Genomic DNA, 26,703 nt, shown 5'->3' on the forward strand with positions numbered 1-26,703 from the left:
GATTTTTTTTATCTAAAAATCGTATTGGAAAGTAACTTGTAAGGATGGGTGTCTCTCAACTATCCCATCACTACTGGCATGCTGATGCAAGTATGCCAACTGAACATTTCCATTACCTACATTGCGTCCAAAACCCAGGTATATCCAGTTTTGATTATATGAGGCCTGTTTAAACTTGCTGTCAGCAGATACCCACAGTTCATCAAAGATGTGGATGAAATAATCTTCTGAAATTGGCTTTCTCAAGGTCAGACGGTATCTAAAACGATTACTGAAGTTATAACCGTCTCTCTCTATAGTCCCTCCTGGTGGCCTTTCAATTTGGTTGCCCTGATAACGATGCTCCATTCGGTATCTATGAGAAAGTGTCGTTTTCCCAAGTGATTGATTAACTGTCACTTGTTCCCAAAAGTTGTGCTCCGGGAGTGTTGCAGGTAGAGGATATTTGCCGTAAGGCTCAGTACTGATGTATGAATAGCCTGCTGTGTAAATCACACTCTCACCAGGCTTGAAATTCACAAACGGTCGAAGTATAAATTGTTTTTGGTCGCTAAACCAATCTGTACGTCGGATATGAACCTCATTCCCAACCGTCCATTTCTCGTTGATTTCATAATGATTCAACAAAAGGAACCAAAACTCCGGATCACCGTGGGTTTCTTGTGATAGGGTTTCTTTTGGTAATAGAAAAATGGCCGCAAAAGCCAGGGTCAGTAAACGTAATTTCATTTGGCGATTTTAGTGAATAAAATTAGAAGGTCAACAAGAACCAATCAAATTAAATTCATCACCTTGTTCGTCAAAGCGTCACATTTTTTGTTCCCAAACTCATAAATATCAGTGGAAGCAGATAGTTGATAGAGCTTGTCTTTGATAAGCGATTTAGCTCTATGTATACGGACTTTCACGTTCGATTCGGTGATCTCGAGGCAGTCACTAATTTCCGCAATGGACATCCCCTCTACTTCTTTCATGATATAGGCAGATCGATATTTCTCAGCCAGTGAGCCAATAGCCATCTCCAGTGTCTGTTTTGCTTCTGTCTGCATATATTTTAGTTCAGGTTGTTGATTTGACTGAAATTGAGATTCCTTCACCTCGTGGATGGAAACAACCTTCCTGGATTGATAGATTCTTTTCAATGCTTTATTGATGCCGATGCGAATAAGCCAGGTAGAAAACTGTGCTGACTGTCTGAATTGATCCAGTTTTTCATAAGCGGTGACATACGTGTCTTGCATGACATCCACCACTTCATCATGGTCTGTGAGGTATCCTCTCAGTACCCGATAAAGTTTTTGGTTGTTTCTCCTCAAAAGGATTTCAAACAGCCCTTTCTCACCGGAAAGTACTTTTTGTATGACCTCTATATCCTGCAAAGGGCTAAAGGGCGGGGTAGAAGAAATTTGAACAACTCGCATAATTGGTCTTTCCACTTAGAGCAGAGATTCCCGATAAAGTTACAACGGATGTAACCTTTCTTTCGGTTTTTGATCCAACCGCCAAACAAAATCTAAAGAATATGGAAACGACAGTGAAAAATGTATTTAGCCTTTTAAAGTATACGTATGGACTGGTTCCTATCGTGGCTGGTTTGGATAAGTTCACCAATATTCTCACCGACTGGAGTCAGTACTTGAGCGAAGGTATGATCCCAATGGAAGCAGGAACTTTTATGATGATTGTGGGAGTGATAGAAATTATTGCGGGAGCATTGGTATTGACCAAAACCAAACTCGGTTCATTAATCGTTGCTGCCTGGCTGATATTGATAGCCATAACGCTGCTGATTAGCTGGAGCTATGTGGATGTCGCAGTTAGGGATTTAGTGATGGCGATAGGCGCTTATAGCTTATATAAGCTTTCTGATCATGCCTAGAGGAAATGGTGGCGAATTTCATCCAAAATTTTAGATTGCTTGATCAAAACCTTTCTAATTCAGCAATGTCTTAAATGTTAAGCGATTTTATACTTATAGTTGTAAGTAACGTGAGTTTGGGATAAAAACCAACAAAAAACCTATCTTAATGTCACTCAGAGCCTTTTACAGTTGGAAAATGGGAGGGAAATAGGCGTGGAACCCACCTTCCGGACGGACAGGTCTTTCCAATTCGAAGAGATTCCATGCCTGTCTGCCGACAAAGGCAGGGGTTCCAACCCAAAATCAGCTCAAAGAGCCTCTGAATGACGGTTTTTTGTTGAGTTTTTTTATGCTTACATCGAACTCACGTTAACTTATAAAGCCAATAATCTCCAAGCTGCATTCATAGCCTTTCCTTCAAACACCCCAAAAACCGTACTCCCACTACCGGTCATAGAGGCATAAATAGCTCCACCTTCATATATTTCCTTTTTCAGTTGGGCTATCTCAGGATGGTTAGGAAAAATAGAAGCTTCAAAGTCGTTTTTAAGGGAGTCTCTCCATTGGCCAACAGGAGTTTTAATCAATTCAGAAACCGATATTTCTGGTTGCTTTGGGATAACGCCTGCATAGGCTTCCTTAGTGGAGATATGAATAGCTGGATTATGAATGGCTAAATAATATCCGGATAAATTCAGATCAATCGGCTCCAAATCTTCTCCTCGTCCTTTGGCTATGGATGATTGGTTTTTAATGAAAAAGGGACAGTCGCTTCCAAGCAGCAAGGCGTAAGTTTCAAGCTGCAAGTCGGAGAGACCGAGCTCAAACGTATCGTTCAGCATTTTTAATGTAAAAGCGCCATCTGATGAGCCACCGCCCAGCCCGGCTCCCATAGGGATATTCTTGAGTAAATGAATTTCAACAGGAGGGATGTCAAAGTCAGCTTTAATTAGTTCGTAAGCCTTGACGCATAAGTTAGAGGAGGAGTCTCCGGGGATATCAAGTCCATAGCTATGAAAAGCAAAAGAAGCTGCCTCTATCACCTCCAGGCAGTCGTGCCAGGGGATGGGATAAAAACAGCTTTCAATGTTGTGGTAGCCATCTTCCCGTTTGCTCACAATGTTGAGTCCAAGATTAATTTTTGCGTTGGGGAAGGTGATCATTTTATGTCATCCTGAGCCTGTCGAAGGAGACACTTCGGTAACCTGTCTACCGTCAGGCAGGTTCAGTGTGACACCTCTTTGAGGCTAAGTGAATACTGTTACTTACTCAACTCTTCAACCATTGCTTCTGTGATACCTGAAGAAGAAAATCCTCCATCATGCATCAGGTTCTGCATCGTTACCATACGCGTAAGATCTGAGAACATGGTGATGCAATAATCCGCACAGCTCTCAGCATCTGCATTACCAAGCGGAGACATTTTATCTGCATAGTTGAAGAAAACGTCAAAGCCTGGAACACCTGATCCGGCAGTCGTCATTGTTGGAGACTGAGAGATGGTGTTCACACGCACTTTCTTGTCACGACCCATGCGGTAGCCGTAGCTTCTGGCAATGGACTCCAACAATGCTTTAGCCTGTGCCATATCCGAATAGTCTGGGAATGTACGTTGTGCTGCGATGTAAGAAAGTCCGAGGATTGATCCCCACTCGTTCATTGCATCCAGTTTTTCGGCCGTTTGCATCATCTTATGAAAAGAGAGGGCGGAAACGTCCAATGTTTTTTGGAACCAGTCGTAGTTTAGGTCACCATAATCTTTTCCTTTTCTCACGTTCGGACTCATTCCGATGGAGTGTAGCACGAAATCGATTTTTCCTCCCAGTGTTTCCTGAGATTTGTTGAAAAGGTTTTCCAAATCTTCCAAAGAGGTGGCATCTGCTGGGATAATTTCCGCACCACATTGTTCACCCAGCTTGTTGATTTCGCCCATCCGCATAGCGATAGGAGCATTTGTCAACGTAAAAGTTGCTCCTTGTTCGTGTGCTTTTTCTGCGACTTTCCATGCGATAGAGTTTTGATCCAGTGCGCCGGAGATGATTCCTCTTTTTCCTTTAAGTAGATTATTTGACATAGTATTTAGTTTCAATTATAATGATTTCTGAACCTATCTGCCGTCAAAAGCAGGCATGTTTCAGTTCCAAATATATTCCAGTAAAAATAGACCCTGACTGTTCAACGACGGAAAAATTCAAGGTGACACCTTAATTTGATTGTTCAGGGGTCATTTTTAGCAACTCCTTCGCACTTTCTAAAGCTGAAGCTCCCGGGTTTTCTCCGCCTATCATTTTGGCAATCTCTGTAATCCGATCTTCGTTAGCTAGTTGTTTTATCCTGCTGACGGACCGCTCAGAACTGTGATCTTTATAAACATAATAGTGAGCGTCTCCACCCGCAGCAAACTGTGGTAAATGACTTATGCTTATTACCTGATGATTTTGAGACATGTGCTTCATCATTCGAATCATCTGAATGGCAACCTCACCGGACACACCTGTGTCTATCTCATCAAAAATGATGGTAGGCATAGCGGTCTTATCAGCGATCAAATATTTCACGGCAAAAATTAATCGCGAAAATTCACCTCCGGATGCTACCTCTTTGAGCTCCTGTGGTTTGATACCCTTGTTTGCGCTAAATAGCATATCAATAGTATCCAGACCTTTTACAGAAGGCTCAGAAGGATTTACCCGGATTTCTACCGTTCCGTTTTCTATGCCAATTTGATGAATGAGTTTCTCAATCTCATCAGAGAAGTTGAGCGCTGAAAGTTTTCTGGACTCGGTGAGCTTTTCACCTTTTGCCCTCATATCCTTTTCAGCAGACGCTAGCTCATTCTGTGCTTTGGCAATTTCATTGTCAAGATTGGCAACCTGGCTAAGGCTTTCATCCAGTTCATCTCTAATGGTAATCAACTCCTGAACGGTAAGCACACTATGCTTTTTTTGAAGCCTGTATAGTAGGTCCAGCCGATCCTTTAACTCCTGGATCTTTTCCGGATCATGTTCTACCTTGTCCTGTATCCGCTGCATTTCATTGAAAATGTCAGAAAGCTCAATGGATGTACTCTCAACCCGAGCACTTAAATCCTCCAGATCTTTTGAAAAGGATGCGATGGAGTTGATCAATGATTTTGATTCGGTTAGCTGCTGAATAACAGCCATCTCAGACTCGTCAAGTAAATGAATGATCTGAGAAAGTTTTAGTTTAATATCCTCCGCATTCTCCAATACTTCCAGATCAGTTTCCAGCTCTTCCTGATTTAGTTCGTCAAGGTTTGCTTCGAGTAATTCATTCAGCAAGAACTGCTTATAATCTGCATCTTCTGCACTCTGAGCTGCCAGAGATTCTAGTTTCTCAAGATTCTTTTTAGCCTTGTTATAGGTTTTAAATGCTTCCGTATATGAAATGATCCATTCCGGATGTGCTGCAAAAGCATCAAGTGCATTTAGCTGATAGGTGTTACTTCCTAATTGCAAAGATTCATGTTGCGAATGGACATCCATCAATTTTTCGCCGATAGCTTTTAGTGCGCTAAGATTGGTAGGGGTATCATTTACAAACGCTCGTGATTTTCCGGATGGGCTAATTTCCCTTCGAATGACGCATTCGGTATCATAATCAAGCTCTTCCTGCTCAAATATCTTTTTCAAAGAGTAAGAGGAGATGTCAAAGACTCCCTCTACGATACATTTTTGAGCTTCATCAAGCAGGACTTTTGTATCTGCCCGCTTTCCAAGTAATAGGCCTACCGCTCCTAGCATTATAGATTTACCAGCGCCGGTTTCCCCCGTGATGATATTTAATCGGGGAGAAGGAGTCATTTCCAAATCCTGAATGAGGGCGTAGTTCTTTATCTGTAGCGACTTGATCATAAATGGGTCACAAAGATATTCAGAGACTACTCAATCAACGACTTATATTCATCGGTTCTTGAAGGGTCGATGTTGCTAAGTAAATTATAGGCCTGTCTACGTGTAGCCAGGCTGGATTCGGAGAATATTTGTTGTAACTCCCCTGACTTGGCATCCATAAAACTGATCGTGAGAATAGATCTTGGACGTGCCCTGTTTGCTTTTTGAATTTCCGATAGTGCAGCTAAAATATTTTTCTCCGCCTGCTCCCGATCATCAGCCATAATGTCAAGCCCATTTCTATGATAAGTGAACAGGGCTTTTCGGATCGGTTCCAATTGCGGGTTCTGGACATTTTCAATCAGCCAATACCTGTTCCGTACACTGTTAAACTGTTGCCAGCCAGGGAAATTCGTTTGTTGGGCATTGTTCACAATTTTAAAAGCATTTTGAAAATGAGACGCACCACCCAGTTCAGAAAATGTATCATAATCGAATCCGATGATCATATATGCATAGTATGCAAGCAGGGAGGTGATGTTGCTTGTAAATGTGTTTTCATTGAACCGGAGGGGCTGGGATTGAAGGTATTCAAAATCCCAATCTCTATCAGCGAAATTCATAATGACAGATTCATAGCCAGTTCCATAAACCGGACGACTGGAAAGGATTTGCACAGACGCTTTAAACACCCCGATGCTCGGCATTTCAGAAATGGTAATAACCAGGTTGCAGTTAATAACTTCCTCTTCCTCAAACGTATCATTGGTCCATTTGGTGGTGTTGAGAAACTGTGCAAACTCGGTTTCCATTTCAGTAAAAATGGCGCGCTCTGTTGTTTGTACTTGCTGGGCGTTTACAATCACTCTGCAATTGAGTTCTTGACCAAACGAAGCAGTTGACAGCAATAATCCTATAGCAATTAGAGTAGTTTTCATTAGTTTTTCTCAAGCCAGTTGTACCAATCTTCCGCAACTTTCTCCCAATTATTCACACCATAATCAACATTCCCCTGCATATCTACCGGAAAGAAATTATGATCAGTTCCAGTATATTCACTAAAATCTAAATGTTGATTGTTGGATCGAATTGCTTCAATCTGAAGCAAATCAATAAATGGAGTGTTTTTGTCTTTACTGCCATAAACAATAAGTATTGGGATTTCCAAACTCAAAAGGATTTGATTGGCTTTTTGATTAAATGAGTAAGTCGATTTATTGGAGTCTCCACCATTTTCATTGAAGTCATCGCTTGGGTTGAGAACCGCTTCCTTAAATTTCTGAAAAGTCCCTTGAGTATAATTCAAAGAATCTTCTACATCTCTTATTTGTCCAAGAGTTCTCAAAATTCGACCATATGGATTACCTGACGCATATATAAGATGCGTTATTGATTCATTTTTATCAGCCATAAACGCACCTACCGAACTGCCTTGTGAATGTCCGCTTATAATGATTCTCGTTGAATCGACCCAATCTTCTTTAAGAAGTTGGTCAAGTACGTAGTTATTCCTGTCAACATAATACTCGAGATAATCTCTTGTTAAGAAGTCCTTTGGAATGTCTCCATTTTCATCCAGATAGATATGTTGATCATTTAAATCTTCAGGATTTGTAAAAGGTGGAATGAAGGCTTTGGAAAAAACTATGATGTGATATTTCTTTCTTAATGAATCATTTCGAAATGGGGGTAAGAAAGGCTGATAACCGTATTCAGATTTGACCCCAATCGGTCGTGCGAGACTCCCTTGCAAAAAAACTAGGAGTGGTTTTTTCAAATATTCTTCACCTGATTCACTAATGATGAATAAGTCTACAGGGTCGCCATTGTAATCAAACTCCATAAGACGACAACCTTTAGATAGTTCCTGGCATATCCCTATAGTTGAAAAAAAAAGTAAAATAAGATATAATCTCATTTAAGGTTTTTAATTACATAATCAACAATATCCCGCGCCACCTCGGCCTTACTCTTCAACTCAAATTTGTGTTCGTTATTGTTTTTGTCAAAGAAGGTCACCTTGTTGGTGTCTTTTTGAAAACCGGCCCCATTGTCATTGAGGGAGTTTAAAACTATGAGGTCAAAGTTTTTTTTCTTCAACTTCTCTTTTGCATTGATCTCTTCATTATTGGTTTCCAATGCAAACCCTATGTGAAACTGGTTTTTCTTTTTCTTCCCAAGATCGGCAGCAATGTCCGGATTTTTAATAAGCTCTACTTGAAGGGAGTCTTCTTTTTTCTTAATCTTTTCTTTAGCCGGATTTTTAGGGCGATAGTCCGATACTGCAGCTGAGAAAACCACAATATCAGCCTTGCTATGCCTTTTTTGAGTTTCTAGTAGCATTTCTTCTGCGGAGTTAACTTTTACAATCTCTCCGCTAGAAGGAAAATTGGTTGCAGGACCTGAAACCATAATCACCTCTGCGCCGACTTCCTGAAATGCTTTTGCAATAGCAGTCCCCATTTTGCCTGAAGAATGGTTTCCAATGAAACGTACTGGATCTATTGCTTCGAAAGTGGGACCGGAGGTAATGAGTACTTTTTTGCCTTTCAGTACTTCAGAGTTAGCGAACTTTTTTTTTACGATCTCTAAAAGCTCTTCAGGTTCGGCCATTCGGCCCTGTCCGGAAAGGCCGCTAGCCAGCTCACCATCACGAGCTTCAATGACCTCATTTCCAAATGACTGAAGTTTCTTTAGGTTATCCTGAGTAGTAGGATGCTGATACATATCAAGATCCATCGCTGGTGCAACCATTACAGGACATTTGGCAGAGAGGTAGGTGGCCAATAAAAGATTATCACAAATTCCGTTTGCCATCTTACCCAGTGTGTTAGCGCTGAGCGGAGCAATGAGCATAAGATCTGCCCACATTCCCAGTTCTACATGGTTGTGCCATTCACCACTTTGCTTATCAAAATATTCTGAGTAAACCGGATTTTTAGAAAGAGTGGCAAGTGTCAGGGGGGTGATAAAATCTTTGGCACTCTCGGTCATAATGACCTTCACTTCAGCACCTTCCTTTACAAGTAAGCGCACAAAAAAAGCGGTTTTATAGGCCGCAATAGACCCACAAACCGCTAATAATATTTTTTTACCCGCCAACATGGCGACTAATTTATGCTAAATCCGAACGAGACTCGTCTTCTTCTTCGGGTAATCTGAAATTTAATTCACCATTCAAAAACTCTTCGATTGCCATAGTGGTTGGCTTAGGCATACGCTCATAAAATTTTGAGATTTCAATCTGTTCCCTGTTTTCGAAGATTTCTTCCAAATTATCCACTGAAGAAGCAAATTCAGCAAGTTTAGCGTTAAGCTCTTCCTTTTGATTTGCGCTGATTTGTCTTGCTCGCTTAGCGATGATCACCAAAGACTCATACAAATTGCCACTAGGCTCAAGGATGTCCTGATTGTCTCTGGTAATGATTGAAGAATTAATGTGCTGCATTTCGCTCCTTTTTAATTTGAATCCGCAAATTTAGTTATTTCTTCGATGCTTTCACTATAAAATTTCTCGGCATCTTTTATATATTTACTATTTGGGTATTTATCTATAAAAGTTAGGTAATAATCGATGGTGTTTTGAAAACGCTCTTTTTGCTTGGAATAGATACTTTCCTTAGCATAGTCGAAGGCAGTTTCTATTCTCAAATAAGCAATTTCTTCATTGTAATCTGAGTCTGGGAAATCGTCAGCAAAATTGTCATAAACCACTAATGGAGCTTTGTAGCCGCGTAATTTTCGCAGTTTGTAGTACAGTTTACATTGTTCATAAGCTTTCTTTTCAAGCTTTTCCTGCATGTCATCGATGACCCTGTCAGCTTCGGGCGCGTATTCTGAAGAAGGGTATTTATTGATGAAATTCTGCATTGCAGCTACTGCTTCATAAGTGACCGTTTGATCCAGCTGATAATCCGGGGATTGTAGGTATAGGGAATAAGCATGCATGTAGGCAGCCTCCATTGCATATTCTGACCTTCCGTAGATTTTTACAAACTCATCAAAGTGATGGGCACTAAGAATATACTGTTTTTGATGATAGTAACTGTAAGCCAGATAGAAGTTCCCAAGTTCGGCCTCTTCAGTACCTCGTATTATTGGAAGAATATCTTCAAATAAAGTGATGGCTCGGTGATAATCCTTTTTTTCATAGTAGGCTATAGCAGCCTCGTATTTAACATTCCAATCACCACTTTTTTGAATCTTACGAAACTTGCTGCATCCAACAGTGCTAACCGCAACGATCAACAAGAAAAGTATTCTGATTTCCCTCATAATTTTTTAATAGGTCGGCAAAACTAAGGACTTATACCTTAAACGGAAACAGTGAATGATCAATCACCATTCTTCTTAAGGGATTTTAACAATTCTTTCCTTTTTTCGGTTGCTCCTTCCAAATCTATCATCTCATTAGGAGGCAGTTTAGCAGGCTCGTCTTTAGGGATGAGAAGTGAATTCATGTCAGAAATCAAATCCGAAAGCTCCGGCCTTTCGGCTCCCCTCCACTTAAAACCACCTAATTTTTGAACATCCTCGGTTAATTCATGTGGAGGTATAAACCTCGCTTCGGGTTTTATATAAAATGAGATGTTGTCTAGCTGTTCGTCTTTGAAGCGAATGGTCATATCGCTGCATAAAATACGATTCATCCCAAGGGTGATGATGTTGTTGGGATCGTCTTCGTCTAGGACATAGTATATGCTCTCGCCATTGCCGTTTACGTATATCCGATCAATCTTAGATTCTACAAAGTGAGCCTTCATTGTTCTTCCTTTTATCTGATTATAATTTTGAAGGGTATCTTCAGTCGCTAAAAAAGCACTTTGTAGAAGAGACATGGTTTTGATCTCTTTTTCCGTGACCTCCATAGCTATTGTATCTCCTTCCAGCTGGTTATTCAGGTTCCAGAATATAGGATCAGTATAGAAGTAGAGAAGAGAGTCCTGCAGAAAATAAGAAGCTGAATCTGCTAAACCTTGTAAATTCCGTTTCCAAATCCGAACATTGTTGTACGCCAGAATTCGTTTGGCAGAGTCATATTCGCTTTCGATAGAAACCAAGGTGTCGGCAGCTAAATACAAGGTGTCATTTTGAAGGAACCTTCTCATTAGGGCATTACCATAAACCTTACTTATGCCATTCGCTTTGTCTGCGTATCCTTTATCTCCGGTAATCACCACATCATCCTCTTTGGAGGTCAGCTTCACATTTCCTTTGGCATCATAATATTTTTTCAGGTCATCAAAAAGAAGCTGATCACCTTCCATGTAGTAGTCGGTTGTCTCAACGGTACCATCGATGAATTCTGATTGTTCAATTTTGGTACGGAATGTACCCCCTTTTGCATGCAGGATCGATTCGTCCTCGGTTATAATTGTGGTTTTACCTTCAGTAATGGCAATTTTTGGAATTGTGTTGTACCTAAGAGTGTCCGATTTCAAGGTATAATCCGGTGCTTCCAGGACAACATTGTTCCAGAATAGCGCATATTTCTGCAATCCATAGTAATACCCTGTCTCACTGGTTAGCACATTAACCGAATCCTTTAGCTTACCACCATTGTAGTAATTTCCAATTTCGGTATCCATATTATAATCAAGGAATTCGGTTGTTAAACGTTGATCACCTTTTGTGTAAACCACATTTCCGCGAAGTTTAGATGTTCTATCCTGCCCATTATAAACAAGCTTTCTTGAGGTAATGGTAACTGAATCATCTATGATTCTCACCTTACCAAAAGCTTCCATCACATTGTCTTTCACATAGTAATAGGAGCTATCACAATACATGGTTGTAGTTTCCTGTGCAAACACCACATTGCCGATCAAACGTCTGATTTTTTCACCGTTTTTACGAAATTCGAATAAATCATCAGCTTTGTATTTGATCCGATCTACTTTTTGGGCGTTTGCACCAAAGGCAGATAATAGGATCATGAAAACAAAAGTGGTTTGGACTAACTTCCGCATACGGCAAAATTAACTGATCGAGTTGTGCATTCTTTACAAAAACAGTTCCATGATTACATTCATTCCAATCATTTGATTGAGAAAGATGAAAAAGTACTCTTAGCGGTGAGTGGTGGGCTCGATAGCATGGTTATGGCCAGGCTTTTTCTTGATGAAGGAATTCCGGTTTCATTGGCCCACTGCAATTTTGGCTTAAGAGGTGATGAATCGGATGCAGATGAAGCTTTTGTGATGAAATGGGCAGATAATCATCACATTAATTGTTTTGTAAAAGCCTTTGATCTTGGATCTGGATCTATTCAGCTTAAAGCAAGAAATGCACGCTATGAATGGTTTAGTGAGCTGCTTTTAGAATACAATTTCAACAAGATTGCCACTGCACATCACCTGAATGATTCTCTGGAAACTGTTCTGATTAATTTATCGAGAGGAACCGGGATTAGGGGTTTAACAGGAATATCAATGCATAATGATAAAGTAGTTCGTCCATTGTTATTTGCTAGTAAGGAGGCCCTTCACACCTATGCGATGGATCTGGGTGTTGAGTGGCGAGAAGACTCTTCCAATCAAAAAACAGATTACGACCGAAACTTAATTCGCCATGAAGTCACGCCTGTGTTGATGAAGTTAAATCCTTCATTGTTTCAGACTTTTAGTTTGACGAGTGAACGAGTAAATCATGCAAATGATATTGTGAATTTGAAAGTGGAGGAAATTGTGAATCAATATTTACACCAGGAAAAGGATGGCTGGAAGTTGGATTTGGATTGGATTTCAAATGGCTCAGACGAACTAGTTTTAGCGGAAGTCCTGTCATCATTTGGGGTGAATTATGTCACAGCCAAAGAAATATTTGAAGCACGGGGAAAATCCGGAAAAAGCTTTCCGGTTGAGAATTGGCTTATCACTATGGACCGCTCAACCATTTATTTTGATCCGAATGATGATTTAGATTTTGATGAGTTGGTTATCGATTCAGAAGGGGAGTATAAGGTAGGAGAAAGAATATTTGAAATTTCTAAAATAGATAAAGCTGATGTTCAATTCAATTCTGAATATGAAGGTTTTTTTGATTTGAAATCTTTAAAATTTCCTATTAGAATCCGGCCATGGAGAGAAGGAGACAGGTTTCAACCAATAGGGATGAAAGGAAATAAGAAAGTCAGTGCTTTCTTAATTGATGAAAAGATTCCAGTAAGCAAAAAGAAAGAAATTTTAATTCTTGAAAGCAATGGTGAAATCGCCTGGGTGGTTGGTCACCGCATAGCAAACCCATTTAAAATCACAGGTCAGACTAAGCAGGTGCTAAGCGTGACTGTTAGCTAAACTTTTGCTGAACTTCATCCAGACTTTGATCTGACCCAACCAGAGTGAGAGTATCACCTAATCGCAAACGAGTATATCCGTGAGTGATAATTACATTGGAAGATCTCATAACTGAAAGAATGATTACATCTGAAGGTAGTCTTAGCTCACGAAGGGTGATACCATGCAGGTCATTATTGCGGAGTACAATATCTCTGGAATCTTTACCTTTTTCCATACCCAAGATGAGTGAAGTAGCCTGAGGGGATCTTACGAAGTGATCCAGCAGACTAATCATAGCAGACGAAGGATCTACGATACGAGCATCGTAATTTTTAAAAGCCTCAAGGTTTGTTGGATTGTTAATCTGAACAATGATATCTCTTGTGCCAACTTCTTCGTAAACAAGCCTGCAAATTTCCAAACTCTCTTCATCTGTGAGCATACTTACAATTGCATCATACTTTGAAGCTTGAACTTCCTCAAAAAAATCATTCGAAATTTTATTATAGTTCAGGATACGAATGTTTTCATCAGGGGAGAAAATGTCTGCCTCCTGAGTAGCAATCTCAACAATCCATCCCTTGCTCACCAACTGGTTTGCGAGGGCTAAAGATTGATTACTGCTTCCAAAAATCAACGCATCTTTAACTCCATCATAAATTGGGGTAGCGGCTCTTTTTTTGTTTTCCCCCATGATGGTAATCGCTTTGGCGATCAAAGGAGGGCCAACTAGTTGATTGATGATGATTACCGAAATACAAAGTGTAGCGAAATCACCTCCCCATTCTGGAAACTGATTAGCAACTACTGTCACCAAACCCAACGCAACGCCCGCCTGAGCCACATACGGCATCCAACCAACCTGATAGTATTTGGCTTTATCCTTGTTGAGGGCACTTCCTGAGAATGAGCCGAGAATCACAGTAATCAAACGCACAACGAATAGAAGCAACGCCAAAACCCATACCTCTGACAACACCGACAGGTTCATAGAGGCACCAGTCAAAGTGAAAAAGGCCACATATACGTACAGACTTATGTCATTGAGTATTTTAAGAAACTCTGCCCTGTATTTAGTGTAATTGGCTATGTAAAAACTTGCAATCAGACAAATAAGAAGTGGTTCGAAATAGACTTCATGTCCAAATGTATTTGAAGAAAATTCTCTAAAAAAATTTGAAAAGGTATAATTGAGCAAGCCTAAGACCAGGATTAAAACCGTTTTAATATACTTTCTTTCGCCCCACTTCATTATTGCGTGAAGAAGCTTTCCCACAACATAAGCCAGACCGAACGAAGTGATAATTTCCAATGCAAGAAATACGAAATCCAGTACCTGAATTTTATCGGTGCTAAGAAGTGATTTTGAAATTGAAAGGACAATAGCAAAAAGAACCACTACAAAGAAATCTTTTGCCATGGTAACACCAAGCATTGTTTTGGTAAACGGTCCTTTGGCTCGTAGCTCAGAAATCACAGCTATGACAGATGCAGGAGATGGTGCTATGAAAAGAACGGAAATCAGCATTGAGACAACAACCTGAGCCTCCAACTCTAAGCCATTTGCAAAAGGCATTAGGTCAATAATCATGAAAACAAAGAAGGTACCAAGAATCATCCCCACCACACTCTGTACAATCGAGTGAATCTTTATTGTTCTTAATTTACTTCTCAACTCAATGAGGTAAAGTTCAGCGCCAGCTGCAAATGCTATGTAGGCTAGCGAGATTTCATTGATAAACCGAAGGTCTGTTTCAGCTGATGTAGGAATCAATCCAATGATATAGGGTCCAACTAGAATTCCAGAAAAAATCAGCCCTGTAATTAAGGGTAATTTGATTTGCTGAAAAAGTTTGGCAATTTGGTTTGCTGAAATGCTTACAATCCAAAAGCCGAGTAGCAGTAGTAAGGTATTTATGTGTTCAGAAAAAAATTCGCTCATCCTGACAATGATAATCAAAAACGTCAGGATTGTATTAGGTATGATTTAAACTTAAAACGCTGCAATGTATCTGGTGAGTCTTAACTTTCCCATTTTGGCAATTCCATGAAGAAAGTTGTGCCTTCACCCTCACTGCTTTCACATCGGATGGCCCCACTCATTGCTTCAATGTATTTCTTTGAAATGCATAAGCCTAGACCAGTAGATTCCATATCGCCGTTTTTCAATGGCTTGAAGGTTTCAAACAAGTATTTTTGATCTTCTTTGGTTATGCCGGGACCATGATCTTTTACAAAAATCTCAAGACTTTCCCCATTTGAAGCGACAGCACCAAGCTCGATCACTGAGCCGTTTGGAGAATATTTCACTGCATTGTAAAGCACATTTTCAATAGCTTGAGTAAGATAGATTCGGTCTCCCTTGACAAAGGAGTTGTCAGGAATATTACCCAAATCGAAAGAAATACTTTTTTCACCCGCAGTTAGGCTTTGTGACTGTGCGTTATCCTCCAAAACCTCTCTTACGTTAAGCTTTTCCTGAACTACGTTAAGCTTCCTGCTTTCAATTGCTCCTGCATCCAAAATTTTATGTACCATCTCCCGATAGCCACTTGAGGATTTTTTCAATACACTTACCAGGTGATTGAAGTCTTCGGGTAATTTGTCCTTGTATTGCTCAAGTATTTCTGACAAAGAAGTCAGGTCATTAATGGGTTTTTTCAAGTCATGAGCCACCATACTCATCATTAAATTCTTCTCTTTGTTTACAGCAGAGAGTTCTTCATTTTTAATGGAAAGGTTTTTCCCTTGCTTTTGAATCTCTTCTTTCTGCCTGGTTATTTGATCGTTTTGTTGACTTAGAAGAATGTTTTTCTTTCGTTTCTGTCGATATTGGAGATACAGTATAACTAAGAAAAGAAGAGTTAGAGACGTAATGATGATCAGCCCATTTCGAATCAATCGCTCGTTTTCCAGTTGGGCTTCTTGTTCTCTAAGAGTTACTTCGTTCAATTTCAGTTGAAGGCGCTGACGCTCAGTTATCTCCCTAGCTCTTTGTAATGAATCTTTAGCTACCTGCAGCTTTTGATTACTACTTTGAAGCTCCTGATCTGTCAGTGCTTTTTGACCGGCTATCACTGCGACCTGTCGCTCTGATTCTGCTTTGACCTTCTTTTCCTGCTCATCTCTTAGGAATCTGTCTACTGTAGAATACAAATCAAAAAACTCAATTGATTTTTCAGAATTACCAACAGACTGATAGCTTTCATAAAGTATACCGTAGCATCGTTTTGTCAAATTAAGGTTTTCCATCTCTTTGGCGATATCCAAAGCTTCAAGAGCTAGATTGATTGCTTCCTGGTTTTGCCCTAAGCTTTGACTTACTGAAGCCGCATTTATAAGCCCTGAAAGCACATGGTTCTTTTGATTCAGCTCTTTAGCAATGTCAATTCCACGATTAAAATCATTGAGTGCTTGCTCGTATTGCTCATTATCTATGCGTAGAAGTCCAAGATTGTAGTAGGCACTTTTTACGCCATTTCTATTATTTACTTTCTCATTGTATTCAATGGATTTCTCAAAATAGGAGATGGCTTCAGCGTACTTTCTATTGTCCCAATAGATATAGGCAACTTTCCCACAGATTCCTGCAGCATTGTCGTATTTACCCTCGTCCTGTGCAACTTTCAGGGCTTGCTCGTAATGAGTGAGCTGACTCTGAGTTTCTTCACTTAACTCCTGGGCTAAACACAAATAGGCGGTGTGTAAGAAAGCTACACATACGAGTACAGCTTTTCTATAGTTCATACTTCAAATTTAAGTCATTCATTAATCAATGTAGAACATTATGTCTTTCTGATTTTCATTGCCAAGCTTGTCCACAACCAGTACCGTTATTTTGTATGGTGTATCTTTTTTGAAGTTTTCGATCAGGCTTTTGTAAGGAAGTACGGGACCATCATTTATCTGATAACTGATTTTATCTAGTCCGGCATAGCGGTCAGTAGACGATAGGAACAAAACAACATGCGGTGGATAAACTTTCATTTCTTTACCCTCCACCATTTTTGATTTATTCGAATCGATGCTGAATCGACTAAACACTTCAGGCCCACTATTATCCACAATGCATATAATAGACTCAGTGCTGGAGTTGGATAGGTTGTCATAGCCATTGTACGTTACAGCATGAAATCCCTCTTCTTCAATTTTAAATGGTTCGCTATATGTAACAGCTGTGCCAGCATCTATCTGATAGTCAATCTCTTTGAACCCGGAATCATTGTCTGTTCCTCTTAAAGAAATCGCCGTTTCTTTGGAAATATATACTGTGTCTTTTACAGTGAAAGAAGGCCCTGAAAGATTGAAATTCAGGGATGGACCTGATAGATCTACATAGCTCAAAAGATTGTTTTTGTCAGAAAATTCAGTAGAACGAACCCTATTGTTCACATTATCCATTGCCAACACTTCAATATTAAGATTTCCAGATTGAGTCAGATAAAACGGAGCTTCATATAGTTTAAACTCTCCACCATTGACTGAATAGCGGATTTCTTTAACACCAGCTTTATTGTCCATGGCTACCAATTTCAGTTTCGTTCTACCGGAATAGTATTCTTTGCCGTTTGCAATGAATGTATTACCGATGATTTCATCGATAACCCGAGGAGCAGACTTATCTAAGTAGAAGCTATAAGTTTTCTTTTCCTCATTATTATCTACCATATCCACTGAGAAATAGGTAATAGTATGCTCACCTTCTTCCAATCCGGCTAAAGATATTGGCGAACCATATTCAAATGTTCTTCCTTCATCTATGGTATAGAAAGTTTTGGAAACGTTAGAAATTTTATCATTTGCATTTAGTGAAATGCTTGATCTGGATGAAACGATGTTTTCTGAAAGATCACCCTCAACCTCCATAGACGTAGTTGGTGCGCTATTATCAACCTGAATGGATAAACTTTTCTGTTCCTCTACATTCCCAACATTGTCTACCGCATAGTATTTCAATGAATAATTTTTTTCATCCATTAAAGAAATCGGAGAAGCATATTTTTGAAAGGGAGCATTGTCCAGTGAGTAATAAATGGACTCTGTTCCTGAAATTTCATCTTTTGATGTCAGAGTAATTGCTCCTGCCTTCAAAATGACTTTGTTATCTATGCTGGCACGCTTTTCCGAATCAAATGAAATACTTGAGGTTGGTGGTTTGCTATCGGCATAAAGTTCGAAGATTACCTCTTCTTTTGGGTAGATGGTTTTTTTGGTTTCCGGGTCTACTTTCCACGGGGTACGGATTGTATTGTAACCCTCTGAATCCAGATACATAGGACTACTGTATTTAGGGTCTTTTCCGTCAAGCACTTGTCCGCCTGATCCATCCGGGCTTGTGGATATACTTAGGTAAAGCGGAAGTTCCTTATTTACATAGACTTTCCCCTCTTCATTCTTGTATATTTTTTTATTATGATCAGGGATATTCTGCGCTGTAAGGTTGAAACAAAAGCATGCAATAATTGACAGACTAAGAATTTTTCTCATGGTTATTTTTGGTATAGTGACTAACTAGTTTCACTAATATATACCCTGAAATAGCCTTTAGAATTAATTATAAGACGGAGTGCATTATGCCGTCGATCAATCAGCAAATACAACAGCTAAGCTTTGGTGGCTTCACTCAAGTAAATCAGAATACTTGCTTCACCCTCCCGACTATCCCATCTTCCAGCATCACTTTTATCCCATGAGGGTGATTGGATGATTTGGTTAAAATTCGTTTGACGATTCCTTCGGTCAGTTCGCCGGATCGTTGATGATGTTTCTGAACTACAGCTACTTCAGAACCAATTTTAATATCACTTCTTTTTGTCCCGTCCATCAGGCTTTTAGTCTCATTTGGATCAACTTAAAAGAAGAAAAAACTACCCAGACAAAATTTACCGCTACGAATGGAAAGGCTCCATTCATGTATGCATTGTAAAGAAGGAGGATGGAACCAAAGAGATTCAGTAGGAGGTAGGCATTAGATTCTGCATGAATTTTCTGAAAGATATTAAGTGCAAATCCGATGAGCAGGCAGCCGGCCCCCAGCCAGCCAATTAGTTCGAGTGTATCCATGGATAAAATAGTTGAAAGCGAAAGTAGGGAGCTTTTGTGAAATGCACGCTACTCGTCTTTCAGGTATTGCACCGGATTGGTCTTTACTACTTTTAAAACCTGAGATATAATGGTTATTAATGCAATTGAAATTGTAATAACCACTGTTGCACTAATAATGCTAAATCCGAAATCCACATGATATGGATAGTTTTCAAGCCATTTCCTGATCATCATATTGCCAATGGTTAGCCCTCCGATGAGCCCGATGGCGATGATAAGAATAAATTTCCTTGTGAACACGCTGTAAAGACTGCCAGCTTTGGCTCCCAATACTTTGCGAATACTGATCTCTTTTAGTTTTTGATTGAGTTGCAAACCTACGATCCCCAACAAACCCATGGCAGCCAAAAAGATGGACACAAAACATCCTGTGGCTACCAATTTCATCATTCGTTGTTCCTGTTGATAGGCACTGAGATATACATCTTCCAGGTAGCTGAATTCAAACGGAAATGGGTCAAAATATTTTGCCCACACGGCTTCAAATTTGGCTTGATCGAAAACTGTACCTTCGCTCAATTTGAAATACACGGACTGCAAAGGATAGGCAGGAGCCTGATAAATAACCAATGGATCTACGGTGCTTTTTGCAGATTCGAAGTGGTAGTCTTCTACTACCCCAATGATTTTTGGATTCTTCAGGTCTCCGTACTCAAAGGGAACAATTTCCCCGATCGGGTTTTTCAATCCTATGTTTGAAACAAATGATTCATTTACAAGGATGGCCTGTGTTTGATCAGATCCAATCTCCTCATCAAAATTTCTGCCTTGTAAAATTTTGATATCCAGTAACTCCATAAGGTCATTATGAATACGCAAGTGTTGAACATCAAACTGAGTTTCTCCTTTCATTCGCGTACCATTATACCCGGAGATGGTGGCCACACTGGCAACCTCTGGCATACTGGCTAATTCTGTTACGAAGGGTTTAATCTGGCTTTCTTCGCCCTGGATGTAATCCATATACACTACATCATTGTAGTCTACTTTGGTGTCGAAGGAGGTCAGATATTTAATTTGATGATTTAAGGTCAGCATCCCGGCCACAAGTACAGTGGCAATAGTGAACTGGATGGCAAGCAAGGACTGGGTAATCCATTTTCCAGCCCTGATTTTTTGTTCTCCTTTGAGGCTTTTGATAATGGAAAATCGCGAGAGAACGAATGCCGGATATAGCCCACTAATAAATGCTACAGCTATTAAAATCCCGATGGCACCAATCAAAAAATTGACATTCGTCAGGAATGTAATTCCGTAATCCTTCTGCACAAAAGCAGAAAAGAAAGGGAGTAGTGCAAGCATAAGGATAAATGCCAGCACCCCTGACAGCAATGAAGATATAAATGATTCAGTAATCAGCTGACTAAAAATGGCTGCTTTTTCTGCACCTATTACTTTTCTCAACGCCACCTCACGTGCACGATTGATGTATAACGAAATATTAAAGTTTGAATAGTTGATCATGGAAATGATCAAGCAAAAAAGCCCAATGCCTGCGAATAGCTTTATTAGTTGTGTGTTGCCACCTCGTGAGATTCCATTGTAATGCCCATACTCTTCGCTGAGGTGTATTTCCGTTATCGGCTGAAGTTTCAGACGAACGGACGCATCATCTCCATCTGGTTCATTCTCCTGGTGCAGCTCATTCATTTTAGCTTCAGCAATTGCCAGTGCTTTTGGGTCTTTTAGCTTGACCAATGAATTCATGTTGATGTCAAACCAGGTAGTTAGTCGACGTTCGGGAGCATTCGCCAGATAGTTTGCATAGGAAATGATCATATCTCTTCGGACGGAGGTATTTTCGGGTATATCTTCATAGACACCACGGATGATAAAGTCTTCAAACTCCTCACCTCGGATAAGTGAAATGATGGCTCCCACAGCTTTTCCGCGAAGATCCAGTTTACCGGCCAGGCTCTCGGAAATAATCATGTCATTGGGTTGATCAAAAGCAGCTGCTGACCCTTCAAGAAACTGAAGATTTAAATACTTTACCATTTCCAGATCTGCCATCATCAGGGACTGTCCCAAGGTTTCTTCACCCTTCTTTATCAGCCCGTAATCTGACTTGAACCTGGCAATGCTTTCGATCTCAGGTATTTTTTCTTCAAACTGAATGGACATGGCATTAGAACTGCCACCGATGTAGTGAACATCATCCCCACGTTGAAAATCTGAAACAATTCGATAGAGCCGTTCATGGTCAGGCAGATGCTTGTCAAAACTCATTTCATCATTGGCATAGAGGTATGCCAGCCAGCAAAAGGAAATCCCCAGTGCCAGCCCAAGGATGTTTAGGGTAGAATAGAGTTTGTGTTTTTTCAGAAATCTCCAGCCGGTTTTGATATAGTTGCGATACATCATGAGGTATTGATTTAAGTAGTTTGTCGGTTTGAGCGTAGAAAATCGGAGGGATCGTATGACTTCAAAAATAAATAGCCAACGGGCACGTTTTAACCCTTTTTTCTCCACACGCCAGTGAAACGCTTCATGGAGGTCGCCCTGAAGTTCTTCCACTAAATGGGAAGCGCAAAGCTTTTCAATTAGCCAATCGGCCCATTTTGGTGGATTAGATGGTGACATATTGAAGGGATGGTTTGGTTACTCCGCTCCAAAGTTTGGATTTCACATCGTTCAGTTCGCTCACCAACTTGTAAGCAGTAGGTGTGGCCCAGTAGATTCTTTTTCTTCTTCCGCCTCGCTCGGCAGTAGGTGCCCCGAATTCCGAACGCACCCATCCTTTCTTTTCCATGCGTTTCAAGACCACATGAATGGCCGGAATGGAAATGTTCTTCGCAAGGGCATCTTCATATTCTTTGGCAATGTCTACACTATTGACCTTCTCATTTCTGAGCAAAATCATGAGCACAATTTCTTCAAGCGATCCAATTACTTCCATTAGATTAATAAATGTTTAAGTTATGAATACGAATATGATTAATAAATGTTTAAGTTATGGTTGGAAATTGAAAAAAGGTAAGCGGCCCTTCTCTGACAGAAAGCACTCAGGCGCATTCTTGCTAGTACCTGTTACAGAGTCGTTTTATATGTCTATGCTGATAGTTACTTTACCATGGAGGATTGTGGAATTGTTTATTGATATAACTCCCAGGGTTCGTATGGTGAAATGTCTAAAACCATTTTTATTTCTCTTTGGCTTGGATGATTAAGGTTAGGTGCGATCATACGCCAAGTTTCAATTTTGGAATCCATTAGATCTATAACGATTAAATGCTCATTGGGAGTTAGGCTTTTAAATTGCGCCAAACTCTGATCAAGATTTTTCTTTTCTGAATATTTAATTCGTTCACCTGTTGCATATTTAAATACGTATCCGCTACCCTCATAGTAGGGCGAGATATCTTGGTGTTTGATATCGTAAAATAAATAGACAATTACTTCATCATCAGCAGGATATAGGTTAGTACTCTGATATGGATAATCATAGTAGACGCTCACGTCAAGAGAGTACAGAGGTTCATCATAGTCATCTGTACAGGAGTGAAGAGTCGTCAAGAATATTAATAATAAGGTATACTTTATAAAGTTCTTTCCAAACATGATCTTTAGCCATGCTAAGCGGCGGATGTCCGAAACTTGCTAGGTAACGATAAAAGTAACGAAGGTGCACCATCCGTACAAACTTTCAGAATGCGACACCCAAAGAAAGACATTCGCCAGAAGCGCAGGAAAAAGTAGAAAGCAATGAAACTGGCAGAAGGTGTACCAAGTGGGCGAGTACTACAGTAGTAGGCAGATGGGCAGTAGACATCTGCCGACTTAGCGATTGTTACACACCGTTTACGCCACGTTTATTCTATTATTCAGCATCTTAACGTTGAAGTTTACCTTGGCTTCAAGAGCGTTGAATACTTTGAGAATCGTTTCGATAGTTACGTTCCCTGTGTTGTTCTCAAGTCTTGAAATCTGGGCCTTCTTCACTCCAATAAGTTCACCGAGTTGTTGCTGTGTTAGGTTACGCTGCTTCCTGGCTTGTTGGATCATGTCTCCAATCAGTTCCAATTTGAGTTCAACGTCATACTGTTCGCGTTCAGGAGTTCCGACCTTCCCAATCAAGTCGTCTTTTGTTTGTTCAAGTGTATATCGTTTCATGACTCCTTATTTTTAAAGTATTGCTGTCTAATTCGTTCAGCTTTATCAATTTCTTTTTTGTCAACCTTGCTTGTTTTCTTAACGAATCCATGAGTTGCAAAAACCAGCGTCTCAGTTTGTTTGGTCTTATCCCAGAAGGCAAGCAAGCGATATTGCTTTCCTGAAAACAAAGTCCGGAATTCCCAAATCTCTCCGTCAAGCTTCTTAAACAGTTTAGGATCGGTATGAAATTTAGCCCGATCCATATTCTGAATAATCTTCTTCCGGTGCTTGACATCAAGTTTTCTAAGAAATTCATAAGCCTGTTCAAGGAGTTCAACCTGAAATCGTTGAATCATCAAGTTTACATTTATGTTAACTTCGCTAAGCTAAAGAAAGTTTCGTTGAAAGTAAACTTTGTTGTTATGTTTCTACGACCTGAAGAAGATGGTGTTTAACGCCCAGATATGGCGCTGTGGCCTCCGAGCTTTATTAATAGCGATGAAATTAGCGAATCTGCCGGTGCATTCAAAGTATCAAACGAACACTGCGCCATACAGATAAAGAAAACTCCCACAAGTAGAAGTAAGTAGAAAGCACTTCAGATTCATGGCGGCAGATAAGCGGGATGTTCAGCAGGCACTTGGCAGACAGCTAAGTAAGGCCATGCGCTATATCGTATGTTAGCAATAGTATTTCGCTTTACGAGCCAACGAAGTTCCACCAGCGTTCATGCAGTTGGCGATAGTCTTCAAGTTCCAGTTGGTTTGAATGTTCATCAAATATTCTAAACTCAGGAGAGTTGAATCGGAGCTTGAGAATTCCACCGTCAATGTCTCCATATCCGTTGCAATGAAGGTTATGTACACCATCGACAATTTCAAAACTTTGAGCACTTAGTTCCAAGTTGGGCAATTCGTTGACCTGCTTAGTTGTGAGATCATTATATTTCCAATGACCATTTTGATCTTTCTCGTTAGTGTTCACATAATACGTACATTCAATGAGTTGGCAGTTGTCGAAAGTGAAGTTGAGTTTCATGAACGGTTTTTCTGGATCGTTCATTTCGTTCCAGCAGTTCTCGAACCCAAGAGTTAGTTCCGTTCCTTGTTGTTCAGCACTGACAAGTTCAAAGTCGTGAAAGGTTCCAATTACATTGTTCAGGTTCTCTATGCTCACTGCCAATTATTGCTAACTATAATGTAACGAGCACAAACCCGTGCAAATCGTTATTATTGAATTGGTTTATGACGTTCAAGTGGAAAATTAAAGGATTTGAAAATTATTTGGTAAGTAATGAAGGATATATCATTCGACGGAGCTATGAAACTTCACATCTCCATTTCAAAAATGCGCGATTTATTAGTCATAATTCAAGAAATCAATTTCGCCTGTGGCGTAATGGTAGACAAGAGATTTGGAGCAAGCGCCAATTAAGAAATGTATTGGAACCCATCAAGCCAATAGAAATAGCTGATACTTGTAAATTGAAAGACATCCCTTTTTAGACATTCGTTTCGTTAACGGTGATTTAGAGTTATCAACCGAGCGTCTTCGGCTCCACCATCACCACTTCTTCTTTTTCCACAATGACTTGTCCTGCTGGAGCACCTTTCATTTTCCGTACGAATTTCTTCTGGGTGTAGATGACCGGACAAAGGGTGTCGGTTTTTCTTTTCGAGTTTGCAGCAGCCAGGGCTGCTGCTTTCTCTATGATGTGGGTAGGAAAGTTTTGCCCCGGTTTTTGCCTTACTACCACGTGTGATCCTGCTACATCTTTTGCGTGCAGCCAAAGGTCGTTTTTGTTAGCTACTTTCAGGGTCAGTTCATCATTGGCTTTTGCATGTTTACCAAGCAATATCTGCCAGCCATCCACTTCAAATTCATGGTAGGGTAGGTGCTCTTCTTTTGACTTTTCTTTTTGCGTCAGCCTATGATCTTTCAGGTACTTCCTAAGCTCTTTTGTATCGTCCAAATCCTGAAGGTGTAGAATTTGCCTGCTTACCTTGTCAATGAGTTTTTCCTTCGCTTCTATGTTTTCCTTCAAGGCATCTATTTCCTGATGTCGGTTCTTTGCTTTTCTATATAGGTTCTCCGCATTCTTCTGAGGACTCAGCTCCCGATTGAGTTTGATTTCTATGGGTTCATCGTTGTAGAAATCATGCAGTACGGCTTTTATTAGGCCTGTTTGAAGACTGTTGAGGTTCGCCATCAAAATATTGGCTACCTCTTCAGGGCTCCTTGATTTTTCAACCTGATCAAGTTTACTCCGTGTTTTGGAGATATAGCTCTCAGACTTTTTGATTTTCTGCTTCAGCTTATTGATTGCGTCCGTTTTCTCCTTGTCAAAATAAAAACTTCGGACGGTTTTGTTATACAGCCAGTTTGCAGCGGCAATTGCACTCTTTGTTTTTTCATTGCTTGTTTTGATCAAACTGAGAAATGGTCCTTCATGAAGATAGATTGTGTTGCTGTCAAGCTCCTTTAGCAGAAGTTCAAATTGAGCCCATTTTTCCTGATCAGGGATTTTGTAAAAATCAGTTTCTTCTAAATGTATTTTGACTTCTTTGCCAAGTGCCGGAATTAACTGAAGAGGATCGTATCCATGCTGTGAGAAATTTTCCTGACTGACCACAATCTGTTTGTTTAGTTCGGAAGGAATAATTTCAAAATCCGGACGAAGGTTTTTGCGAAAGAGACTGACAATTTCATTATTTCTGGCGTGCACAATATTGGCTCTTCGGCCATGCATTTTAAAAATCAGTGAATCATCGTCAAACTGAATCTGAAATGAGCGTTCAAATTGGAAGACATTAACACCGGTTACTTTTTTGTCCAAAAGATCTGAAAAAAGATCAACGCTGTTTTTTCCTGCACGGGCAAAATCATCCGGAAAGGAGAGGAGGGAGACGTTTGGATCCAGATTAGCCCGAATATGAAACTCCTTTTCACCATCCCCAAAACCAAGAATTAACTCATCCTTATTTTGAGAGAAGCACTCAAGCAATGCTAATCCTTTTAGCTCTTTTTCAAGCTCGGGTGCAAGTCGTTTTAGGAAGAAGTAGTTATGGAACATGCTGGTTGCTCGTTTTTTGGTTGCTGGTTGACTGGTTGCTAGTTTTTTGGTTATTTCCAGCTTGACTCAACGTATTGAATGAACTTATTGATTTTCTTTCCTAGTTGATCATAGGCAGTTTTTAATTCAGTAAGTGGCTCACTTTTGAAATGGATATCGCTAATCATGTCAAGTTGGGAGGTAGTTTCGTCACAAGATGCTTGAGCATAAACCAGAAACTTAATGAAGTCATTTTTATACCTTCTTCTTCCATATCCTTCTACAATATTGTCCTTTATGCTTTTGCTTGCTCTCCTAATTTGGCTGCCTTGCTCATATAGTTCATAAGACGGAAGCTTAAGACTCATATGGTGAATTTGGATTGCCAACTGATAAGCTTCTTTGTAAATATCTAAATCTCGATAACTTTTCATGTATTGAAAATAACCAGAAGCCAAC

26 protein-coding genes are annotated in these 26,703 nt (G+C 40.0%); 2 read left to right on the plus strand and 24 right to left on the minus strand.

From position 1 onward, the window contains the following. Positions 1-12 precede the first annotated feature (12 nt). Positions 13-729, minus strand: coding sequence for a DUF2490 domain-containing protein (locus RIC88_RS11645; protein ID WP_350217705.1), 717 nt, complete (start codon positions 727-729; stop codon positions 13-15). Positions 730-773: 44 nt separating this feature from the next. Further along, positions 774-1,421: an RNA polymerase sigma factor gene (locus tag RIC88_RS11650; RefSeq protein WP_350217706.1), complete on the minus strand. Its 648-nt coding sequence runs from the start codon at positions 1,419-1,421 to the stop codon at positions 774-776. A 2-nt stretch (positions 1,422-1,423) separates the two neighbouring features. On the opposite strand from RIC88_RS11650, the gene RIC88_RS11655 reads away from it, so the two are divergent. Continuing rightward, a complete protein-coding gene (locus RIC88_RS11655) occupies positions 1,424-1,879 on the plus strand; it encodes a hypothetical protein (RefSeq protein WP_350217707.1) in 456 nt (151 codons plus the stop codon). 356 nt (positions 1,880-2,235) lie between these two features. On the opposite strand, the gene ispE is transcribed toward RIC88_RS11655, so the two are convergent. The 9 genes from ispE to RIC88_RS11700 form a co-directional block, all read right to left on the minus strand. After that, positions 2,236-3,024, minus strand: a complete 789-nt coding sequence (ispE, locus tag RIC88_RS11660; RefSeq protein ID WP_350217708.1) for a 4-(cytidine 5'-diphospho)-2-C-methyl-D-erythritol kinase — start codon at positions 3,022-3,024, stop codon at positions 2,236-2,238. A 98-nt stretch (positions 3,025-3,122) separates the two neighbouring features. Further along, positions 3,123-3,935, minus strand: a complete 813-nt coding sequence (locus RIC88_RS11665) for an enoyl-ACP reductase FabI (protein ID WP_350217709.1) — start codon at positions 3,933-3,935, stop codon at positions 3,123-3,125. Between the two features lie 130 nt (positions 3,936-4,065). Next, the gene (gene recN / locus RIC88_RS11670) at positions 4,066-5,736 is read right to left on the minus strand and encodes a DNA repair protein RecN (RefSeq protein ID WP_350217710.1); all 1,671 of its coding nucleotides are present in this window, start codon (positions 5,734-5,736) and stop codon (positions 4,066-4,068) included. Between the two features lie 26 nt (positions 5,737-5,762). Next, entirely contained in the window at positions 5,763-6,653 is an 891-nt protein-coding gene (gene porD / locus RIC88_RS11675; protein ID WP_350217711.1) for a type IX secretion system protein PorD, read from the minus strand. Then, positions 6,653-7,633 (minus strand): alpha/beta hydrolase family protein, encoded by a 981-nt coding sequence (locus RIC88_RS11680; RefSeq protein WP_350217712.1) that lies wholly within the window; start codon positions 7,631-7,633, stop codon positions 6,653-6,655. The genes porD and RIC88_RS11680 overlap by 1 nt, the downstream gene beginning before the upstream one ends. Then, positions 7,630-8,820 (minus strand): bifunctional phosphopantothenoylcysteine decarboxylase/phosphopantothenate--cysteine ligase CoaBC, encoded by a 1,191-nt coding sequence (gene coaBC, locus RIC88_RS11685; RefSeq protein ID WP_350217713.1) that lies wholly within the window; start codon positions 8,818-8,820, stop codon positions 7,630-7,632. Before coaBC ends, RIC88_RS11680 begins: the two co-directional genes overlap by 4 nt. Before the next feature lie 10 nt (positions 8,821-8,830). After that, positions 8,831-9,163 carry a DNA-directed RNA polymerase subunit omega gene (locus tag RIC88_RS11690; RefSeq protein ID WP_350217714.1) on the minus strand — a complete coding sequence of 111 codons (333 nt, stop codon included), beginning with the start codon at positions 9,161-9,163 and terminating at the stop codon, positions 8,831-8,833. A gap of 11 nt (positions 9,164-9,174) precedes the next feature. Next, entirely contained in the window at positions 9,175-9,990 is an 816-nt protein-coding gene (locus tag RIC88_RS11695; protein WP_350217715.1) for an outer membrane protein assembly factor BamD, read from the minus strand. Between the two features lie 59 nt (positions 9,991-10,049). Continuing rightward, positions 10,050-11,684, minus strand: a complete 1,635-nt coding sequence (locus tag RIC88_RS11700) for an OstA-like protein (RefSeq protein ID WP_350217716.1) — start codon at positions 11,682-11,684, stop codon at positions 10,050-10,052. A gap of 24 nt (positions 11,685-11,708) precedes the next feature. On the opposite strand from RIC88_RS11700, the gene tilS reads away from it, so the two are divergent. After that, positions 11,709-13,010: a tRNA lysidine(34) synthetase TilS gene (gene tilS / locus RIC88_RS11705; RefSeq protein WP_350217717.1), complete on the plus strand. Its 1,302-nt coding sequence runs from the start codon at positions 11,709-11,711 to the stop codon at positions 13,008-13,010. Here tilS and RIC88_RS11710 read toward each other — a convergent pair. From RIC88_RS11710 to RIC88_RS11770, 13 genes are all read right to left on the minus strand, one after another. Next, a complete protein-coding gene (locus RIC88_RS11710) occupies positions 13,003-14,934 on the minus strand; it encodes a cation:proton antiporter domain-containing protein (protein ID WP_350217718.1) in 1,932 nt (643 codons plus the stop codon). The genes tilS and RIC88_RS11710 overlap by 8 nt on opposite strands. 80 nt (positions 14,935-15,014) lie before the next feature. Continuing rightward, positions 15,015-16,739: a tetratricopeptide repeat-containing sensor histidine kinase gene (locus tag RIC88_RS11715; RefSeq protein WP_350217719.1), complete on the minus strand. Its 1,725-nt coding sequence runs from the start codon at positions 16,737-16,739 to the stop codon at positions 15,015-15,017. A 21-nt stretch (positions 16,740-16,760) separates the two neighbouring features. Next, positions 16,761-18,479: an OmpL47-type beta-barrel domain-containing protein gene (locus tag RIC88_RS11720; RefSeq protein ID WP_350217720.1), complete on the minus strand. Its 1,719-nt coding sequence runs from the start codon at positions 18,477-18,479 to the stop codon at positions 16,761-16,763. A gap of 145 nt (positions 18,480-18,624) precedes the next feature. Beyond that, positions 18,625-18,816, minus strand: coding sequence for a YwbE family protein (locus RIC88_RS11725; protein WP_350217721.1), 192 nt, complete (start codon positions 18,814-18,816; stop codon positions 18,625-18,627). Beyond that, positions 18,816-19,055: a CBU_0592 family membrane protein gene (locus tag RIC88_RS11730; RefSeq protein WP_350217722.1), complete on the minus strand. Its 240-nt coding sequence runs from the start codon at positions 19,053-19,055 to the stop codon at positions 18,816-18,818. Before RIC88_RS11730 ends, RIC88_RS11725 begins: the two co-directional genes overlap by 1 nt. Positions 19,056-19,103: 48 nt before the next feature. Further along, positions 19,104-21,680 carry an ABC transporter permease gene (locus tag RIC88_RS11735; protein WP_350217723.1) on the minus strand — a complete coding sequence of 859 codons (2,577 nt, stop codon included), beginning with the start codon at positions 21,678-21,680 and terminating at the stop codon, positions 19,104-19,106. Next, positions 21,667-21,996 carry a PadR family transcriptional regulator gene (locus RIC88_RS11740; RefSeq protein ID WP_350217724.1) on the minus strand — a complete coding sequence of 110 codons (330 nt, stop codon included), beginning with the start codon at positions 21,994-21,996 and terminating at the stop codon, positions 21,667-21,669. Before RIC88_RS11740 ends, RIC88_RS11735 begins: the two co-directional genes overlap by 14 nt. A gap of 194 nt (positions 21,997-22,190) precedes the next feature. Next, positions 22,191-22,613, minus strand: a complete 423-nt coding sequence (locus RIC88_RS11745) for a hypothetical protein (RefSeq protein WP_350217725.1) — start codon at positions 22,611-22,613, stop codon at positions 22,191-22,193. Between the two features lie 285 nt (positions 22,614-22,898). Beyond that, on the minus strand, positions 22,899-23,210 hold the full coding sequence (locus RIC88_RS11750; protein WP_350217726.1) for a helix-turn-helix domain-containing protein: 312 nt from the start codon (positions 23,208-23,210) through the stop codon (positions 22,899-22,901). After that, positions 23,207-23,548: a type II toxin-antitoxin system RelE/ParE family toxin gene (locus RIC88_RS11755; RefSeq protein WP_350217727.1), complete on the minus strand. Its 342-nt coding sequence runs from the start codon at positions 23,546-23,548 to the stop codon at positions 23,207-23,209. The genes RIC88_RS11750 and RIC88_RS11755 overlap by 4 nt, the downstream gene beginning before the upstream one ends. 343 nt (positions 23,549-23,891) lie before the next feature. Continuing rightward, entirely contained in the window at positions 23,892-24,368 is a 477-nt protein-coding gene (locus tag RIC88_RS11760; protein WP_350217728.1) for a hypothetical protein, read from the minus strand. 361 nt (positions 24,369-24,729) lie between these two features. Continuing rightward, positions 24,730-26,265, minus strand: a complete 1,536-nt coding sequence (locus RIC88_RS11765; RefSeq protein WP_350217729.1) for an NFACT RNA binding domain-containing protein — start codon at positions 26,263-26,265, stop codon at positions 24,730-24,732. 50 nt (positions 26,266-26,315) lie between these two features. Then, positions 26,316-26,678, minus strand: a complete 363-nt coding sequence (locus RIC88_RS11770) for a four helix bundle protein (protein WP_350217730.1) — start codon at positions 26,676-26,678, stop codon at positions 26,316-26,318. Positions 26,679-26,703 lie beyond the last annotated feature (25 nt).

The sequence above is a fragment of the Ekhidna sp. genome, from assembly GCF_040220215.1.
Classification (GTDB): Bacteria; Bacteroidota; Bacteroidia; order Cytophagales; family Cyclobacteriaceae; genus Ekhidna.

Coding starts and splice junctions, on each gene's coding strand:
- RIC88_RS11645 (WP_350217705.1), bottom strand. CDS start 729: ATGAAATTACGTTTACTGACCCTGGCTTTTGCGGCCATTTTTCTATTA.
- RIC88_RS11650 (WP_350217706.1), bottom strand. CDS start 1,421: ATGCGAGTTGTTCAAATTTCTTCTACCCCGCCCTTTAGCCCTTTGCAG.
- ispE (WP_350217708.1), bottom strand. CDS start 3,024: ATGATCACCTTCCCCAACGCAAAAATTAATCTTGGACTCAACATTGTG.
- RIC88_RS11665 (WP_350217709.1), bottom strand. CDS start 3,935: ATGTCAAATAATCTACTTAAAGGAAAAAGAGGAATCATCTCCGGCGCA.
- recN (WP_350217710.1), bottom strand. CDS start 5,736: ATGATCAAGTCGCTACAGATAAAGAACTACGCCCTCATTCAGGATTTG.
- porD (WP_350217711.1), bottom strand. CDS start 6,653: ATGAAAACTACTCTAATTGCTATAGGATTATTGCTGTCAACTGCTTCG.
- RIC88_RS11680 (WP_350217712.1), bottom strand. CDS start 7,633: ATGAGATTATATCTTATTTTACTTTTTTTTTCAACTATAGGGATATGC.
- coaBC (WP_350217713.1), bottom strand. CDS start 8,820: ATGTTGGCGGGTAAAAAAATATTATTAGCGGTTTGTGGGTCTATTGCG.
- RIC88_RS11690 (WP_350217714.1), bottom strand. CDS start 9,163: ATGCAGCACATTAATTCTTCAATCATTACCAGAGACAATCAGGACATC.
- RIC88_RS11695 (WP_350217715.1), bottom strand. CDS start 9,990: ATGAGGGAAATCAGAATACTTTTCTTGTTGATCGTTGCGGTTAGCACT.
- RIC88_RS11700 (WP_350217716.1), bottom strand. CDS start 11,684: ATGCGGAAGTTAGTCCAAACCACTTTTGTTTTCATGATCCTATTATCT.
- RIC88_RS11710 (WP_350217718.1), bottom strand. CDS start 14,934: ATGAGCGAATTTTTTTCTGAACACATAAATACCTTACTACTGCTACTC.
- RIC88_RS11715 (WP_350217719.1), bottom strand. CDS start 16,739: ATGAACTATAGAAAAGCTGTACTCGTATGTGTAGCTTTCTTACACACC.
- RIC88_RS11720 (WP_350217720.1), bottom strand. CDS start 18,479: ATGAGAAAAATTCTTAGTCTGTCAATTATTGCATGCTTTTGTTTCAAC.
- RIC88_RS11725 (WP_350217721.1), bottom strand. CDS start 18,816: ATGGACGGGACAAAAAGAAGTGATATTAAAATTGGTTCTGAAGTAGCT.
- RIC88_RS11730 (WP_350217722.1), bottom strand. CDS start 19,055: ATGGATACACTCGAACTAATTGGCTGGCTGGGGGCCGGCTGCCTGCTC.
- RIC88_RS11735 (WP_350217723.1), bottom strand. CDS start 21,680: ATGTCACCATCTAATCCACCAAAATGGGCCGATTGGCTAATTGAAAAG.
- RIC88_RS11740 (WP_350217724.1), bottom strand. CDS start 21,996: ATGGAAGTAATTGGATCGCTTGAAGAAATTGTGCTCATGATTTTGCTC.
- RIC88_RS11750 (WP_350217726.1), bottom strand. CDS start 23,210: ATGAAACGATATACACTTGAACAAACAAAAGACGACTTGATTGGGAAG.
- RIC88_RS11755 (WP_350217727.1), bottom strand. CDS start 23,548: ATGATTCAACGATTTCAGGTTGAACTCCTTGAACAGGCTTATGAATTT.
- RIC88_RS11765 (WP_350217729.1), bottom strand. CDS start 26,265: ATGTTCCATAACTACTTCTTCCTAAAACGACTTGCACCCGAGCTTGAA.
- RIC88_RS11770 (WP_350217730.1), bottom strand. CDS start 26,678: ATGAAAAGTTATCGAGATTTAGATATTTACAAAGAAGCTTATCAGTTG.